This window comes from Kurthia massiliensis (assembly GCF_000285555.1).
GTDB classification, from domain to species: Bacteria; Bacillota; Bacilli; order Bacillales_A; family Planococcaceae; genus Kurthia; species Kurthia massiliensis.
This window is the reverse complement of the sequence record NZ_HE611006.1, coordinates 31239-49251: the sequence shown is the minus strand read 5'-3', so window position 1 is coordinate 49251 and position 18013 is coordinate 31239. Positions and strand designations below refer to the sequence as shown.

The 18013-nt window shown below is 40.9% G+C and carries 15 protein-coding genes and 2 riboswitches; of the genes, 1 reads left to right on the top strand and 14 read right to left on the bottom strand.

Annotation, left to right across the window (positions count from 1 at the left end):
* Positions 1 to 355: 355 nt before the first annotated feature.
* From KMHG_RS16120 to apf, 3 genes are all read right to left on the bottom strand, one after another.
* Positions 356 to 1666: an NCS2 family permease gene (locus KMHG_RS16120; protein WP_010291102.1), complete on the bottom strand. Its 1311-nt coding sequence runs from the start codon at positions 1664 to 1666 to the stop codon at positions 356 to 358.
* A 101-nt stretch (positions 1667 to 1767) separates the two neighbouring features.
* A riboswitch (purine riboswitch) is annotated at positions 1768 to 1869 on the bottom strand.
* 281 nt (positions 1870 to 2150) lie between these two features.
* Positions 2151 to 2972, bottom strand: a complete 822-nt coding sequence (locus KMHG_RS16115; protein WP_010291099.1) for an alpha/beta fold hydrolase — start codon at positions 2970 to 2972, stop codon at positions 2151 to 2153.
* Positions 2973 to 3124: 152 nt separating this feature from the next.
* Positions 3125 to 3778 carry an aggregation-promoting factor gene (gene apf, locus KMHG_RS16110; RefSeq protein WP_010291095.1) on the bottom strand — a complete coding sequence of 218 codons (654 nt, stop codon included), beginning with the start codon at positions 3776 to 3778 and terminating at the stop codon, positions 3125 to 3127.
* A 520-nt stretch (positions 3779 to 4298) separates the two neighbouring features.
* Between apf and KMHG_RS16105 the strand changes: the two genes are divergently transcribed.
* On the top strand, positions 4299 to 5699 hold the full coding sequence (locus KMHG_RS16105; protein WP_010291092.1) for an aminotransferase class I/II-fold pyridoxal phosphate-dependent enzyme: 1401 nt from the start codon (positions 4299 to 4301) through the stop codon (positions 5697 to 5699).
* Positions 5700 to 5856: 157 nt separating this feature from the next.
* On the opposite strand, the gene KMHG_RS16095 is transcribed toward KMHG_RS16105, so the two are convergent.
* The 11 genes from KMHG_RS16095 to KMHG_RS16045 form a co-directional block, all read right to left on the bottom strand.
* Positions 5857 to 7182: a radical SAM/SPASM domain-containing protein gene (locus KMHG_RS16095; RefSeq protein WP_010291091.1), complete on the bottom strand. Its 1326-nt coding sequence runs from the start codon at positions 7180 to 7182 to the stop codon at positions 5857 to 5859.
* Between the two features lie 267 nt (positions 7183 to 7449).
* The gene (locus KMHG_RS18905; RefSeq protein ID WP_010291090.1) at positions 7450 to 7590 is read right to left on the bottom strand and encodes a GMP synthase (glutamine-hydrolyzing); all 141 of its coding nucleotides are present in this window, start codon (positions 7588 to 7590) and stop codon (positions 7450 to 7452) included.
* A 197-nt stretch (positions 7591 to 7787) separates the two neighbouring features.
* Entirely contained in the window at positions 7788 to 9341 is a 1554-nt protein-coding gene (guaA, locus tag KMHG_RS16085) for a glutamine-hydrolyzing GMP synthase (RefSeq protein ID WP_010291088.1), read from the bottom strand.
* A 144-nt stretch (positions 9342 to 9485) separates the two neighbouring features.
* Positions 9486 to 9587: riboswitch (purine riboswitch) on the bottom strand.
* 34 nt (positions 9588 to 9621) lie between these two features.
* Positions 9622 to 11796 carry a transglutaminase-like domain-containing protein gene (locus KMHG_RS16080; RefSeq protein WP_010291086.1) on the bottom strand — a complete coding sequence of 725 codons (2175 nt, stop codon included), beginning with the start codon at positions 11794 to 11796 and terminating at the stop codon, positions 9622 to 9624.
* The gene (locus tag KMHG_RS16075) at positions 11793 to 13001 is read right to left on the bottom strand and encodes a DUF58 domain-containing protein (RefSeq protein ID WP_044505012.1); all 1209 of its coding nucleotides are present in this window, start codon (positions 12999 to 13001) and stop codon (positions 11793 to 11795) included. The genes KMHG_RS16080 and KMHG_RS16075 overlap by 4 nt, the downstream gene beginning before the upstream one ends.
* Entirely contained in the window at positions 12998 to 13948 is a 951-nt protein-coding gene (locus KMHG_RS16070) for an AAA family ATPase (RefSeq protein WP_010291080.1), read from the bottom strand. Before KMHG_RS16070 ends, KMHG_RS16075 begins: the two co-directional genes overlap by 4 nt.
* Before the next feature lie 90 nt (positions 13949 to 14038).
* Positions 14039 to 14737, bottom strand: a complete 699-nt coding sequence (locus KMHG_RS16065) for an ABC transporter ATP-binding protein (protein ID WP_010291077.1) — start codon at positions 14735 to 14737, stop codon at positions 14039 to 14041.
* Positions 14734 to 15543 carry an ABC transporter permease gene (locus tag KMHG_RS16060; RefSeq protein ID WP_010291076.1) on the bottom strand — a complete coding sequence of 270 codons (810 nt, stop codon included), beginning with the start codon at positions 15541 to 15543 and terminating at the stop codon, positions 14734 to 14736. Before KMHG_RS16060 ends, KMHG_RS16065 begins: the two co-directional genes overlap by 4 nt.
* Positions 15543 to 15998, bottom strand: a complete 456-nt coding sequence (locus KMHG_RS16055; protein WP_010291075.1) for a nitrous oxide reductase accessory protein NosL — start codon at positions 15996 to 15998, stop codon at positions 15543 to 15545. Before KMHG_RS16055 ends, KMHG_RS16060 begins: the two co-directional genes overlap by 1 nt.
* Positions 15995 to 17269, bottom strand: coding sequence for a right-handed parallel beta-helix repeat-containing protein (locus tag KMHG_RS16050; protein WP_010291073.1), 1275 nt, complete (start codon positions 17267 to 17269; stop codon positions 15995 to 15997). Before KMHG_RS16050 ends, KMHG_RS16055 begins: the two co-directional genes overlap by 4 nt.
* Before the next feature lie 41 nt (positions 17270 to 17310).
* Positions 17311 to 17898, bottom strand: coding sequence for a nitrous oxide reductase accessory protein NosL (locus KMHG_RS16045; protein ID WP_010291070.1), 588 nt, complete (start codon positions 17896 to 17898; stop codon positions 17311 to 17313).
* Positions 17899 to 18013 lie beyond the last annotated feature (115 nt).

Genomic DNA, 18013 nt, shown 5'->3' with positions numbered 1-18013 from the left:
TGACTCATTTATTATATCATCATAACTTATTAAAAGTCAAGAACTTTTTTAAAAAAGTTTTTTATGATGTTTGTTGTGAAACACAACTTTCATATAATAACACGTTAACTAACTCATGTCAAACGTTTTTTTGTTTATGCGTTTGTCTTAATCAACGTTATCTACTATATACCTGTATTGAATGCCTGTCAACGCATTTGCCAAATGTTTTTTTACGGGACGTTTCTTCTATATTTACCTTTTTCATCAATCCGCTATCTCACACACACTTCCGCTATTCCAACGGTTTTCTCACTCGAAAAGTTTTTATAAAAAAAGAGAACCACGCTTAATTGCGTGATTCTCATGTTTTGTTTTATCGTACCCAGATGAAATAAGCGAGGAATACGAAGAACATTACATACATTAATGGATGTACTTCTTTACGACGACCTGCTAATAACATCGTAATTGGATAGAAGATGAAACCAACTGCGATACCTGATGCGATACTAGAGCTTAATGGCATCATGAAGAATGTTAAAAATGCTGGAACGGCGATCTCGAAGTTGTTCCATTCAATTAAGCGTAATGCTGAAGCCATTAATACCCCGACCATCACAAGTGCTGGTGCTGTCACCGAACTTGTTAACACATCTAGTAATGGGAAGAAGAATAATGAGATGGCAAATAAAATCGCAACGATCACAGATGAGAAACCTGAACGAGCGCCGGCTGCTACACCTGAAGTTGATTCAACGTAAGCAGTCGTTGTTGACGTACCGAAGATTGAACCGATTGTTGTACCTAATGCATCTGCCATTAAAGCACGACCTGCACGTGGCATAGTACCATCTTTGCGAATTAAGCCGGCTTTACCAGCAACCGCCATTAATGTACCTGCTGTATCAAAGAAATCGACGAATAAAAATGTTAATACGACGATTAAAAATTTCATGTTTAATAATGAACCGAAGTCATGGAAAATCGGATCTAGCGCAACACCGAATGTCGGTGCAACACTTGGAATAGAAGAAACGATTGTTTTTGGTGTATCAATTACACCTGTTAACATACCGACTGCTGCTGTAATGATGATCGTGAAGAAAATACCACCACTCACTTTTTTCGTTAAAAATATAACTGCTAGTACGATACCGAAGATTGCTAATAATACGCTACCTTGTGTGAAATCGCCTAATGTAACAAAAGTTGATTGATCAGCAACGACGATACCTGAACCACGTAAACCGATAAAGGCGATAAATAGACCGATACCTGCTGATACTGCATATTTTAATTGCTGTGGAATGGCATTAATAATCGTTTCACGAATACCTGTTAGTGATAATAAAATAAAGATAATACCAGAGAAGAATACACCAGTTAAACCTGTTTGCCATGGAATACCGTAGGCGCCTACTACTGTGTAAGCGAAGAACGCATTTAAACCCATGCCTGGTGCTAGTGCTATTGGGAATTTCGCAAGAATACCCATAATTAATGAACCAACAATTGCAGCAAGTGCAGTTGCTACGAACACAGCGCCTTTATCCATTCCTGCTTCTGATAGCATGAACGGGTTAACTGCTAATATGTAAGCCATTGCTAAAAATGTTGTGACGCCCCCAATGATTTCTCGGCGAAAGTTAGTGCCAAGCTCATCAAATAGGAAATACTTTTTCATGATATTGAATCCTCCGATGTCGTCTTTAGACGTAAAAAAGGTGTACAAGCTATGACTAGTCGTACACCTTACGATTTCTGCATACAAGCAGATATGAAGAAAACTTTCATCTCTTCAATCGTAGTCAAATCATTTACGGTGATTTGGTAGAAACTTTCGAGCCATATTCTCGACTTTATACGACGACGTTATTTAATTACAGTGATAATATATCATGACTGACTTGTTGTTTCAATACATTTTACGAACATTTTCATTTTACTTATCAATAAAGTTCGTGAATGAAGCGGTTTCTCATCGGTATTTCACGAAATACATAATAACTCTCGCATTTTTTCAGCAAAAACGTTGCAAAATAGAGTAAATACTTTTATTGGATGTTTTCACAGAAAATATATGTCTTCTATAAATAAGTCGTAAATATTAGCAATATATGTTTCTCCACGGTAAATAGGCAGAAAAAAAGACTTAAGTATTCTTAAGTCTATAATTTCTTCGCGCCTGCGTATTGGTCTACAAACGCAAGCAGCATTTTATTAAATTCAACAGGTGCTTCAATATGTGGCATATGCCCGCAATTTGTAAAAACATATGAATGTCCTGTCTTGACGCGTTTTGCACATTCTTCTGCATGTTGATGTGACCAGTAATTACTATGCGTCGCCCCGACAAATAAAATTGGTACCGTAATGCGCGGCAAAACGTCGAGCCAGTTTTCAAAGAAATGATTGTATAAAAGTGGTTTCGTCAATACGTAATCAAATGTATGATCTTGCTGATTGTAATGCGCAAGCTTTTCACGAATGACGATATCGATGTCAGTAGACGTTGCCTTCGGTAAATCGCGCATAATTGTTTCATCGAAGTTTTCATACGTCACATCGTACATGCCATACTTCCACGTTTTATCGTTTATCATTTTTGGCGTTTGGTCAATCGACATAATGGCACGAATGTTTTGGTCACCATGTAACATCATATATGCGTAAATAACTGACATTCCTTGCGAGTGACCGATCAAAATTGGCTTTTCTAATTGTAATAGCTCGATTAAGTTGTGTAAGTCCTCTCCGTGGCGCGCGATATGCTGACCGTAAGCAACTTGTTGAGAGGCACCGTGACTGCGACGGTCTAATCCGATGACACGAAAGCCACCATAGGCGAGCAATGCTTCCACTTGATTAAACCATGATTTTGCGTTGCTACCGTATCCTGCAAGCAATACGATTGGTTGCCCTTCGCCTACATCGTAATATGCAAGTGTCGTTTGATCACTCGTCACAAAATAATTCAATTGAAATTCCATAAGCTTCATCCTTTATATAATAGACATTTCTACTACATTACCCTTCGAAAAATCGTTAAAAACGCAAAAAGGAGAAACCAATGAATGGTTTCCCCTTTCTCAAAAATTAGATGATAAAATATGTGTTTATCTCTTTATACAAATCTAACTGATTAATACCAGCCGTTTTTCACCCAGAAAGCTTTTGCTGCTGCCCATGAACCGTAACGTTGTTTTACATAGTTGTTTGCAACGCGTTCTTGGTTAGCTGCTGAGTAGTCACCGTTTAAATAAGATTTATCTAATTGGTAACGACCGATGTATTTACCTGTTGCACTACGAGCTGAGTATGAGCCACCTGACTCTTTGTTTGCGATCCATTCTTTTGCAGAGTTTGAACCTGCTGAAGAAGTAGATGCTGTAGTCGTTGTACGTTTATATTGTGGTTTTGCTTGAGTTTGTGTTTTAGCTTGTGTGCTATAAGATTTTTGCGTATTATATGTTGGTTTTTTGTATTGCGTTTGTGCGGCTTGTGTCTTAGGTGCGCTATAAGTTGTGGCTTTAGCAGTGCTTGCTACAGCTTGTCCTTTTGAAGGGATCACTAATTTTGTACCAGCATAGATGACATTAGGGTTAGCGATACCATTTGTTTGAGCAATACTGTTTACAAGAGAGAAGTCACCAACGTATTTTTGAGAAATCTTTGCTAAAGTATCTCCTGATTGAACTGTATATGCTGTTTGTGCGCTTGCACTTGAGTTTCCTGCAAATGCTGCTAATCCTACGGCTAATGTTGTTCCAGCTACTAAAGCTTTAATTGATTTCATATAAATATATTTCCACCTTTTTATTAGTTTTGTCACTTTCACGTTTTTTGTTGCACGCTTATATTTTCCTGTGCGCTTCGTTTTGCGCTCGCTTGTTTTAAGCTGAGATAAGATTACCATGCTGAACTTTGACATAGAATACGGAAATATTACAAAGTGAGCAGCTTTCATGTTATTTGTTACAAAAACTATGAAGTTTTGTTGAATATTCAAACTATTTAAGTCTTTATTCAGTCATTAATTAACGTTTTTCATTAAAAAATGACTTTTACTAGCAAAAGAAATATTACAAAAAAAAATTGAAAAAAGTCGTTTTTTTTAATAAAAAGATGATTTTTGATGTAAAAATCGATTTTCGACGCTTAATTTTGGATATATCTGTTATTTTTAAAGATGGATATCATTAAAAATACCTCTATATTCGGAAGTGTTTTTACGTTTTTCTATTCCTTTTAAGTAAATATACTTAAAAACAACTGAATTTGTTTTTTGCTACACTACATTTAAGAGGAGTGATGAAATGAATCAACAAGAAACCCCGTTATTTACGGCGCTACATCATTACGCAGCAGCAGAAACAACTTTACATGTACCTGGACATAAAAATGGTACGGTGTTACCACCATTTGCAAAACCGTTTTATGAACAACTATTGCAGCTCGACGCAACGGAAGTAAGTGGACTAGATGATTTACATGCCCCAGAAGACGTCATTTTAAAATCACAGCAACTTTTAACAGAACATTACGGCACGATCCATAGCTACTTTTTAGTAAATGGTTCAACCGTTGGCAACTTAGCGATGATTTTAGCGACCGTATCGCGCGGAGATGAAGTCATCGTTCAACGCAATTGTCACAAATCAATTTTGCACGGTATTGAACTCACAGGTGCGACACCTATTTTCGTCGCGCCACACGTTGATTCAAGTTGGCAAGTTGCGACGACACTTTCTATAGAAGAAACGCAACGTGTCATTTCCGAACACCCACAAGCGAAAGCGCTCATTCTTACATATCCAAATTATTACGGCATCGCACAACAACAAATCGAAACGCTCATCGACTTCGCGCATGCACAAAATCTCGTCGTACTCGTCGATGAAGCGCACGGTGCTCATTTCACATTGGCACAATTTCCGAGTAGTACACTCGACTGGGGAGCAGATGTTGTCATTCATTCTGCACATAAAACATTACCAGCGATGACGATGGGTTCTTATTTACATATCAATAGTCAACGCGTGAGTGATCGACGTATTCGATATTATTTACAAATGCTGCAATCGAGTAGCCCTTCCTATCCCATTATGGCGTCGCTCGATATCGCACGTTTTTATTTAGCACATTATATAGAAGAAACTCCATTGCGCGCACATATCCAAACGTTCCGAAAAGCGTTAAATGACTTACGTGGCATTCACGTATTAGAAGCACCAACCGGCACGCAATTAGATCCACTTAAAGTGACGATTCACGCAGACGGTTTGACCGGTTTTGAATTAGCCGATGCATTAGAAGCAGTCGGTATTTTACCTGAACTCGCAGATTTTCAAAATGTATTGTTCGTTTTACCACTCGCAATTGTTGATTATAGTGAAATCCTTGAAAAAATCGCTCAAATTAAATGGCAACCGTCATCGCTCAACATGCCGTCTTATCGTATACCGTTCGAAACGACGCTCGCGCTGTCATATGACCAAATGCGTGAAAGCCAAATAACACGCTGTCCGATTGCACAAGCAGTCGGTCAAATTAGTGCAGAAACGATTATCCCATATCCACCTGGTATTCCACTCATTATGAAAGGCGAACGCATTCGTGCAGAAACCGTTGTGCAACTGCAAAAAATGATCGCACACGATACCCATTTTCATGGTGGTGAATATTTAACGAAAAATGAGATTCTTCTATATAAATGAAAAGGAGGCATGCCCGAAATGGGTATGCCTCTTTTTACATTAGTTTAAGTTACCTGGTACAGTTTTCATGATGCGACCAGATTTTGCTTTCTTCACTGGCGCTGTTGCTGGACGTAATACACGCATGCTGTCACCTCCCTTCAATGGAAAAACATCGTTACCCTTGTTGTAGGCTATTGCGCCATACGAGGTTGAGCACTTTTTTAATGTTTTTCTTTTCTGAAGGGCAAGGACGTTCACCCGATACGACACGGTACCACGGACAGTGATTCCCTTGGCACGCTGGGCGGAAGAAACAAGACTGACAAACAGTATCGGTTTCTTCTCCTGATAATAGCCAAGACGCAATTTTATCGTAATCCAAGTCCATCGTACCGTCCGCTTGAATGTGGCCGACTTTATTTACTTCTTCATCAAGCACCGTCGTACATTTGTATAGCTGACCGTCTGAACCGATCACCATCGCATTTGGCTTCGCCGCATAACATACAGCCGCTGTCGGATTGAGTGCACCTTCGACCATATTACTCATCGCAAGGCCATTATCGATCGCTGTCTCTGTGAATTCCCAAATTTTCTTATTCGCCGTAATGTGCGTACAAGTCGGAATTTCATCGTCGTTTTCGCCGCCCCAACGACCGACTGGACGGAAAAATACGCCGAAACGTTTATCTTCTGCGAAATGCTCTTTTAAAAAGTCGATTAAGTGCCCTGTCTCGCGCAAATTATCTTCATCAAAGTTAATACGGATCGTCATATTGAAATTGCCCTCTACGTCACGCAGCGATTTTAAATTGTCGACGATGCGTTCAAATGAACCTTGTCCGCCAATCATATGACGACGCGCATCGTGAACTGCTTGCACACCGTCGATTGTCACCATATATTGTGAGACGTTCCAAGACAGTAACTTTTCAAACGTTTCACGATTTAAAAAGTAACCGTTCGTCACAACGTCTGCTGAATAGTTGATGTTGTGCTTTTTAGCGATGGCTAAATATTCGTTTGATAATTCTTCGATAATACCAAGCTCAAGTAAAGGCTCCCCACCGAACCAACTAATGTGTAAGTCGTTCAATGTGCCAGCACGTTCTGCAACGAGTGCTTTTACGCCAGCCTTCGTTTCATCAGTCATTTTGCCTTTCGCAAAAGACTCATAGCAATAACGGCAGCGGAAATTACATTGCTCTGTCGTCATTAAAATCAAATGCAACATATCCGTTCGGTGCATCGATTGGTGTAATAGGTCTGCACGCGCTAATTCATTCACGGTATCTTTGACGATTAAGCCGTTATCATAAAGCGCTTGTTTAATTTCTGTATCAAGTGCTGGTGAACCTTGACGTTTAAACGCCTCCAGTACTTCGTCACGTTCATGCGGTTCAAAGTCGACAATCGCGCCCGTGTAGCTATTGTACGCAATGACGCCGCCGTCTTCTGTTTTTGTAAATGCATTAAATTTTGATGGTACGTATGTAACCATGTCATTTCCCCCTCAACACGCGTACGTTCGCCAGTACGTCGTGCATATGTTTTTGGCCTTCTAAACCAACTTTTGAGGTACAAAAAAACACTACGTTTTGTCATTGCACAAATTCGTAGTGTTTGGAAATATCATATTCATTCGAATGGATGGCTTATTGCCGAACATTGCGGTACACGAAAAGCCCTGCTTGAACAACCGTTTTTGCCCATGACAAAAACACCTGTAAGCAGCGACAATGAGACGCAATGATTCAAGTGAATAAAACTATTTCCATTCTGCAGTTGTAGGTGGCTTAGAAGTAATGTCATCTAATACGCGGCAAGCTCGTTCTACTTCGCCAGAAATGCGTAGTGTGACAAATTCTAATTTTGTGAATGTCATTTTACTAATGTTGTTCATTCGCATACCATTTCCTCCAACTGTTTCAATCGTTTTATTCGTAAATCTTCCGTTTACCCGACGCGCCACTTGCATTTTTGCAGTGGCATGCCGTAATTGGTTATAGTTTACATCTGAGGTGAGGTGGTGTCAATGAAGGATTTTATAGAAAGACGCAAAAAAAGGTTAACACCGTTACAGTGCTAACCTTTTTATAGTTTATCTTATTCCCACTCAATAGTTGCTGGTGGCTTAGAAGTAATATCATACAGTACGCGGTTAACGTGTTCTACTTCGTTTACGATACGTACAGAGATTTTTTCTAAAACATCGTAAGGGATACGTGCCCAGTCAGATGTCATACCGTCGATTGACGTTACGCCACGGATACCGATTGCGTAGTCGTAAGTACGACCGTCACCCATAACACCGACTGAACGGATATCTGGTAGTACGCAGAAGTATTGCCAGATGTCGCGATCAAGACCTGCGTTTTTGATTTCTTCACGTAGGATGTAATCAGCGTTACGTACGATTTCTAATTTTTCTTCTGTTACTTCGCCAAGTACGCGGATACCAAGGCCAGGACCTGGGAATGGTTGACGCCATACAACAGCTTCAGGAAGACCTAATTCAAGACCAAGTTGACGTACTTCATCTTTGAATAATGTGTTTAATGGTTCGATTAATTCGAACTTCATGTCTTCAGGAAGACCACCAACGTTATGGTGAGATTTAATTGTTTGTGCTGTATCTGTACCTGATTCGATAATATCAGTGTAAAGTGTACCTTGAGCTAAGAAGTCCATATCTTTTAATTTAGATGATTCTTCATCGAATACGTAAATGAATTCGTTACCGATAATTTTACGTTTTTTCTCTGGGTCAGAAACACCTTTAAGTTTGTTCATGAAGCGTTCACGTGCATCGATTTTGATTAAGTTCATATCGAAGTCTTCTGTGAAAGTTTTCATAACTTGTTCAACTTCACCTTTACGGTTTAAGTTGTGGTCTACGAACATACAAGTTAATTGGTCACCGATTGCTTTGTGGATTAACACTGCAACTACTGATGAGTCAACGCCGCCTGAAAGTGCGCAAAGTACTTTTTTGTCGCCAACTTGTTCGCGGATTTTTTGAATTTCGATTTCGATAAAGTTCGCCATTGACCAGTCGCCTTTACAGCCACAAATGTCTAATGCGAAGTGACGTAGAAGGTCGTTACCGTATACAGAGTGACGTACTTCTGGGTGGAATTGTACAGCGTAGAATTTACGTTCTGGGTTTGCCATTGCTGCGATTGGGCAAGATGCGCTTGTCGCAATTGTTGTGAAACCTTCTGGGATTTCAGTTACAAGGTCGCCGTGGCTCATCCATACAACTTGTTCTGCTGGTGTATCGCCGAATAGTGCGTTTTCAGCAAGCACTTTCACTTCAGCTTTACCATATTCACGGTGTGCAGCTTTTTCTACTTTACCACCTAGTGTGTGAGACATTAATTGCATACCGTAGCAAATACCTAAGATCGGTAAACCTAAGTCGAAAATTGCTTCGTCAATTTTAAATGCATTGTCATCATAAACTGAGTTTGGACCACCTGAGAAAATGATACCTGTAGCGTTCATAGCTTTTAATTCTTCTGCAGTGATTTTGTGAGAGTGTAACTCACTGTAAACACCGAATTCACGAATACGACGTGTGATTAATTGATTGTATTGACTGCCGAAATCAAGAACGATAATTTTTTCTTGTTCGATTAGTTGTGTACTAGCTGACAACTTATTTCCACCTCTTCAATGTATTTTGTGTATAACTGATAACCCGATCATTTACAAAAAAGGACGCGCGAAAAAAATGACTTTTTTTCTACACGTCCTCTTAACTGATAGATAGATATACTAAGTCCATTTAAAATGAAATGGGTGCTGTTCATCTACCTTCATAGTCAAGTTATTTACGGCAACTTGGTAGAAACATTCGATCCATATTATCGAACATATATGAGGGTAATTCAATTATAACTCTTTGTGCTTAGTGTACAGTTACGTTGGCGCAAAATCAACCTCTTACAGTATTGATTAAATATTGCCAACTTTCTTTTAATTTACTCCAGTCAACATAATTTGTCTCCGGATCATACAAATATCGCTCATATTCTGACATAAAATGCGTCATATGTGCACCACCGAGCTGATTATCGACACGATTTGCAAACTGTTGTAACGTTTCACTTTTTTTGCGTTTTAACCCATTCATCGCCAAAATTTTTAGTAAGTCTTCATAGGCCGCTTCAATCGATACATCTGTTTTCTTCTCATAACGTAATGTAACGAGTTTTGGCAACCATTTTTTACGACTCATCCAAACGATAAAACCGACAATTAAAACGATTGCACCGATCATCCATGGCCACCAATTTGGTGCAGCAATCGTCGTCGTTGGACTTTGCTGTTGTTCAGGATCTTCTTCTTTTGGTGTTTCTTGTTGTTTAGCTTCTGATGTCGTATCATCACTTTCTACTTCTGGTGTCTGTTCGTCCGCTGTCGCATCTTGTTCTGGCTTTGTATCATCGACTACTTGATCGAAACCTTCAAAACCAATCGTTGGCTCAAATTGCACCCAACCGACACCTGGCATATAAGCTTCTACCCATGAGTGCGCATTGTTGTTCGTTACTTCAACGTGCACGCGGTTTTCCGTTTGCTCTACTTCATCGCCTTCAGCAAAACCTTTTACCCAACGCGCCGGAATACCTTGCGTCCGCAGCATAACGACCATCGCTGTTGAAAAGTTATCACAATAGCCGACTTTCGTATCGAATAAAAAGTGATCGACGTAGTCTTGTCCTTCTTTCGGATAACCGACTTCATCGCGTGAATAACGGAATCCGTTGTAACTGAAATAAGCTTCAATCGCCGTTGCTTTATCATATACACTTTTTTCATCTTTAACGATTTCGTCCGTTAACGTTTTAATGCGTGTCGGTAATTGCTTCGGTAGTTGTAAATACGGTTCGTAATCATCGCTCAATGTTTTCAGCGATTTCATCGACGTCTTTTTCAACTTACTTAACTGATACACCGGTTCGCTGTAGCGTAATTCGTAATCATTTAACGTCACTCGTTGCTCATCAACGACTGGACGAATTTTTTCCGTATCGAGTTCTACGTAAAAACGATTCGTCGCCGCTGTATCTTCAATTACTTTTTTCAGTCCGTACGGTTGGACGATAAATTCGTATTGCTTACGCATCTCTACTGTCATCGTGTCATTGTATTCAGGCTGACCACCTTCAATCGACAGTGGAATGCGCTCGCCGTAATCAAACGTACGAACGTAAATATCGCCTGACTTACGTTCCCAACCAGTACCCGTATAAATCGACTTCGTATCAACACGTAAATATTGATTTTTTGCAGCCCACATATCGAGTACCGGCGTATCATCTTCTTCAAAACTACCGCCAAGATTTGAATCATCTTCAACATATCCAATTTTCCCTGCCGGTGATAATTGCTTCGTAATAAAATCGTTAATCGCCGCAATTGGCGCCGGTAAATCCATTGCCGCTTGTTGTTTCGGCATCGTATAAGCGAACACGCTACTAATCAAAATCATGATTAATAACGGGACGGTTAGTTTCACGTAGCGCAACAACGTCGGCTGAACGTGATGATTCGCAAATATTTTTTCAATAAATAATAGTCCTGCTAAAAAGAAACCGATACACATCACGCGAACGAGTGGATATGTCGCATCATATTCTGTAAACGTATCGATAGATGCTAAGAAAAATACAGTCATAAAGAAAAACAAGAAAATTGAATAGCGTACCGTTAACCAATGGTGAATTAAATAAACGGTCATCCATAGCAATACTAAAAAAATGAATGTACGAACGCTATTGGCGACATGTTCGAAATCGAGCGTAACGATCGCTTTTGCACTCGATATAAATTCACCGAAAATCGTCGCAATTTCACTCGGCATTAAATGCCCATATACGTAAAAAATGAAGAACGCAATGAATCCTACTTTTAAAAGCGTGTTGCACCACGCTGGCCAAATCGTCACGATGTTCGTCATAAAGCAAATGACGACAAACATCACAATTAACGGTAAATTCCCCGTCCCTGTTAACTCACTAATAGGCACGAGCCATTCATACAACATGAAGAAGACGAGCACGTATAAAACGCTTAAACTTGCCCAATGAAGTGATCGTGTTTTCATCGAACCCCTCCTTCTTCAAAAGCATGTGCGAAATGATCTGCCGGCACGTATAATACGCGCATACCGCGACTCGCTGCTAATGTTTCTGCGGCCGTCGCTTCGTGGCGTATCGTCGGATCTACAATGACGAACAGTAAACAGTTTTTCGGTGATGTCTGTGCGCAAAGCACTTCTACCCACTCCGTTGTAACAATAGATGTAATGAAATAAATAAGTGCTGCTTGTCGGAGTGATTCGTCGTGTGCGTATATGCGCGTGACATCATACGGCTGTTGCTGCACATTTGCTAAATGCACCATCATTTTTTGTAGTTGTGCCTCTGTTTGAATATTGTCGGAAACGTACGGACGCGCTGCTGCTGTCATATAGTTTATCGATTCTCGCTGTTTTTGTGCCGACGTCAAGACAGATGCCGCAAATGACACTTGTGCTTCAAACATGGGCGACGGTAACGTATCAAGTACTAACATCGTGCAATCATCGCGGTACGGTTCAAATTCTTTCGTTTGTAATTTTCCCGTCTTCGCAAAGCTTTTCCAATGTATCCAACTCATGCGGTCACCCGCTTCGTAATCACGAATACCTGACACGACATTCGTATCGCGCAATCGACTTTGTAATGCAGTCGTTGTGCCAGGCGTTTTATGACGGAGTGGTTTTTTATAAACGAGTGGTTGCACCGTCGGAAAAACGATGACCGTTCGTTTTGCTTCGATAAATTTCGTTTTTTGCACCCAACCGAAAAAATCTGACATCGTCACATAAATACCGACGAGTTGATGTTCTCCACGTGGCACGTCTTCAATATCATACGTCCACGTAATTTGCTTACGAAAACCGACGGCGACGAGACGACGTGTTTCGCGTTGTTCGACCGTATCAAATACGCCTTTCGGTAACACTTCTTCTACGATGACATACAATAACGGAAAACGACTTTTACGCGTTAACGTCACCGTCATCGTCAACGTATCATGTTGCGTAAGTCGTTTATTTTGCGTCTCCCGCATGACGTTAAACTGGCCGATTGGCATAAACCATAGTAAACATGAATAGACGAGTGGCGGTAAGAGCATGTAAAAAATAAACCAGCTCACAAAGCCTCCTTGAATGAGTGCAAAGCCAAACGCGACGGCAAGTAATAATACAACGAGCAATAACCTGCCAAGTGCCGACGTGCTTAGCCGGATATACCGCGATTTCATAATGATTCAGACTTTCTTGTCGGCACAGCCGTATTTAATAAAATTCGTCCGATAATGTCTTCGGCCGAAACATTGTCGTAACGAGCTTCTGGTTTTAAAATAAGACGATGCGCAAAGACAAATGGCGCTAAATATTGAATGTCATCTGGTGTGACAAATGTGCGTCCTTTTAATAACGTATACGCTTGCGCTGCTTTCATTAACGCTAATGAACCACGTGGACTTGCGCCGAGGTATACGTATGGGTGTTGACGCGTCGCTTGCGCTAATGTGACGATATATTGTTTCACGAGATCATCGACGTGAATGTCTTTTACGCGTTGTTGTAAGGCGATTAGTTCTTCTAATGAAACGACTGCCGTTAACGTATCAATCGGTTTTTTCGTTTCTGCACGACGTAACACTTCAATCTCATCTAAAATGTCTGGATAGCCCATTTTTAATTTAAGTAAGAAGCGGTCTAGTTGTGCTTCAGGCAGTGGATACGTTCCTTCGTATTCAATTGGGTTTTGTGTTGCCATGACGAAGAACGGTTTCGGAATTTCAATCGTTTCCCCATCAACCGTTACAGCTGCTTCCTCCATCCCTTCAAGTAATGCAGCTTGTGTTTTCGGTGACGTCCGGTTAATTTCATCGGCAAGTACGATGTTCCCCATCAGTGGGCCTGGACGAAATTCGAATGCCATATCTTTCGGATTGTAAATCGACACACCTAATACGTCTGATGGTAATAAATCTGGCGTAAATTGAATACGCTTGAACGTTGCACCGACAGATTTCGCAAGGGAGCGAACCATCATCGTTTTCCCGACACCAGGTACGTCTTCTAATAACACGTGCCCTTGTGCTAACAGTGCGATGACGCTTAATTCTGCAATGTGTCGCTTGCCGATCATGACTTTTTCAATGTTCTCGATAATTGCTTGTAGCTTTAACTGTGTATCCATCATTTATCCTCCAAGTTCTAATAATTATCCATTATATCATGGGAAGAGGTAGATGTTTCCATACAAAAAAGCGCAAAACGTCTGAACGTCCTACGCTTGATTGACTGTATACAACTGCATTTCCCGTAAAAACAATTGTTCTAAATGCGTCGCTTTATTTTGCTCAAGTACTGCGCTTAGTGACCCGTGCATAAGTACGCGTCCTTCATGTAGTAACAATACATCGTCTGCTAATTCCTCAGCGAACGACAACAAATGCGTTGAAAATAAAATCGTTTTTCCGGCTTGCTGTTCCTCACGTAAAATTTGCTTCAATTGTGCAATCCACACGAGGTCGAGCCCATTCGTTGGTTCATCTAAAATAATTAATTGCTCATCCCCGAGTAAGCATTGTGCTAAATTCAGACGTTGGCGCATACCACGTGAAAATTGACGCACACGTTGTTTTCGATATTGCCAAAGGCCGACACGTTTTAATACCGTCTCGACGTGTGACGTTGGCAACTTTTTAAATTTTGCAAGTAACCGAATAACTTCTTCCGCTGTCAGCATAAGTGGAAAGTTTAAATCATCGGGCATGTAGTGCAACGATTTTTCTGCTTGCCACGTAATCGTGCCACGGTCCATCGTTTCTTCACCGATTAACAAACGAATGAGTGTCGATTTCCCTGCACCGTTCCCACCAGCAAGTGCAATGATACGTCCTTGTTCAAACGTAAAGTCAACGCCATGTAGCCCTTGCTTGTTGTTATAAGCGCGCGTTACATCTTTTCCTACAACTAAGCTCATGATACGTCACGTCCTTTTTTCGTTAATAGCCAATTGGCAATGCCAAGCGGTAATAGTACCCAAATAGCGCTGATGACAATATATAAGAAATAGCCGAAAAACGATGTGTAAAATTCGGTAAAGTCATAAAATGCTGGACCGAGTACCGTCGTTTGACCAGAAAACATAAAGTAACCGAAACGTAGCCATTCTGCTGGGTTTAAGTGAATCGCTACAATCGTTAGCCATTTTAATAATGTCCCCGAAACGACTGTGCCGAGTGCCATTAAGACGTATGAGAATAGCAATAAACAAATTGCCCAAACGACAAGTGACCACGCAAGTGCATGGAGGCGGTTTTTCGCAAGGACGCCGCAACATAATGCGAGCGCTGAAAAAATGAGCACCATTAAAACAGATAAAAAGATAAATACAATCGGTAATTGCATCGCACCGGTAATACCTGAAAGCGTTAAAACGATGCCGAACGCTAACAATAAAATGAGGGAGAACGAGCAAACAATTGCAATGTATTTGCCCCATAAATAATCAAAAATCGTAATCGGATACGTTTTTAATAAGGCGTGCCAGCCTGATTCAATATCACTCGCAACGCTCATACTGCCTATCGTCAATGTAAATAACGGCAGTAAAAATAATAGTAAGTTTAAAAAGCTCGCCGTTTGTCGCGTAAACCCTTCTGTCGGCAACGCCATTTGTTGAATGAGGGAAATCGCCGTAAAGACGACGACGAACAATACGGCAACGAGCTGCATCCACCGACTACGCAGCATTTGCTTCCACTCAAGCGTCATGAATAAACCCATTATGCGTGTGCCTCCCAGTCCATCGCTTTCACGTCATCAAACGTCACGATGCTACCGCCTTCTTTTTTCATAAACTGTTGTGCTTCTTCTGTCGTTTCAAACGCAACGACGCCATAGCTCATTGGTGTCATAATATCGTCTCCTGATACGTACACTGCTTTATGTGCTTCTACCCATTTGTCGCCACTAAAGTTTTTGACGAACGCCGCGCCGATGTCATCGTTCGCTTTGTCGTTGTAATACGTCATTAAACAACCGATGTCATCAAACACTTCGTAGTCGCCATTTTTTAAGACGACTTGTCCGGCATACTTTTCGTTCGCTACGGTCATATTGCATATTTTGCAAATGTCGATTGCAGGATTAATGTCGCGCGCTTCGTACGTTTTACTGCCGCACGCTCCTAACAATAACGAGGCCGCTAATACGCCTGCTGTCATCATTCTTTTTTTCATGCTGAAACACCCTTTCGATATAAATAAATTGCACTGCTAAGCATAAGCACACCAAATATGAGGGACCATATATGAAGTCGACGTTCCGGCTTCGCTGTCGTTGTCGTCATAACCGGAGACGCATCGACAAGCTGGTCTTTTTCAACGCGGTTCGTCTGCTTATCCATTTCGTTTAACATGACGACAGCCGGTGACTCAACGAAATATTGATAAGCTGGTTCGCGTACCATCCATTGACCAAAACTTTGAAGCGCTGTGTACGATGTATCGCCAATGCCATTTTCATCAATGTCCGTGCCATCGTAGTCGTCATAATAGTTGTGGTCGATGATCGTCTCACTACCGTCTGAACGAATGTTTAAAATGTTGCCGATAAAATCATTTTGCTTCACCGTATTTGCTTTGTCGGCAGATGTAAATTCAATCGCCGTTTGATTTGATGTAAATACGTTATGACGAATCGTCGCATTTTGAAGCGTCTGACTTAAAATTGCGGTACGATTGCCATGAAACGTATTGCGTTCAACGGTAATATTGGATGCGTTGTACAACGTAAAACCAGATGAGTTCCAATCCCACTGTTTGCGGACGACGTTGTCACGTAACGTCGCATTTTTCGCAAGCATCAACATAACGCCTGTAATGTTATTTTCAAGTTCATTGTTCGTCGCTTCTACCCCGTCTGCATACATAAAGTGCAAACCGTAACGGCTGTCCGTTGCGACGTTATGATTCACTTTTACACGTTTCGTATGTTCTAAATAATATGCATCTTGCACCGACGTGACATCGTTATGTTCGAGTGTAATGTCTTCACTTTTATACATTGCCAACCCGTAGCCTTTCGATGCAAACTGGCCGTCAAGACCACGTAATGTTAATTGCTTAATCGTCACATTTTTTGAATCATACACTTGTACACCGCTAAACATTTGGATCATCTCTATATTATCCATGACGACATTTTCACTATTTTTCACGACAACAGCCGTCGATGATTGTAAGAAATGCAAGTTTTTCAACGTGACGTCACGTGCACCTTTAATCGTTAGTACCGGCTTCGTACTATCAGCCATCAATTGTGTCCCATCGCCGCCAACAATCGTAATCGGCTTGCGCACAACAGCGGTTTCCATGTATTGTCGGTCGAATAACGTTAACGTGCCGCCACTCGGTGTTTTGTCGATTTGTTGTTGAAGTGATTCCGCATGTGCGGGTATCGTCCACATAAATAGCCCCAACAACAATGTCCATAAAAATCGGCTACGCACGACTGCCCCTCCTCTCACAATTATCAGTCGTTATCGCTCGATTATTGATGTGCATCCATGTCCATCTTTTCTTCATGGTCACCTTCATGTGATTGTTTCATTTTCATCTTCATTTTGGCATGTGCTTTATCATCAATTGCCGCTACTTCAACGACTTTCGCACCTTCATGACGTTCGATAAATGCGTCTGCTTTTGCTTCATCTTTAAAATAAGCGAAACCGTAGTTCATAGGCGTATGAATATCTGCTTGAACGATGACCGCATCACTTAATTTCATCCACTGTTTCGTTTCGTGGTCGCGAACAAATTTTTCGAGTTTCACATCATGCTCACGTTCATAATTCAACATGCAGCCAGCATCATCGAAAAATAAGTTTTTGCCGTTTTCATCAATAGCTTGTGCGGTGAAAATACCCATTTTGTGATCTTTCGCATACACTTTCATATTGCAAAATGCACAGCGTTCATCTTTCGCTGGTTCTTTTAAACGCGCATCAATGACGTTTAATACCGTCGTTTGCTCTTTCACTGTTTCTGTTTTTGGTGTCGAAGCCGTCTTCTCTTCGGTACCACAGCCCGCTAATAATAACCCTGTAATCATGAACGTTGCCCCAACTTGATATTTCATTCGATTTCCTCCTAAAGCGTTGTTGCCTTTATTGTAATGAGCAATTGTGAAATAAGATAAAAATCGGTGTGTCATTTTTCGAACACAAAAAAACGAGGCTGGGACATAAGTGTAA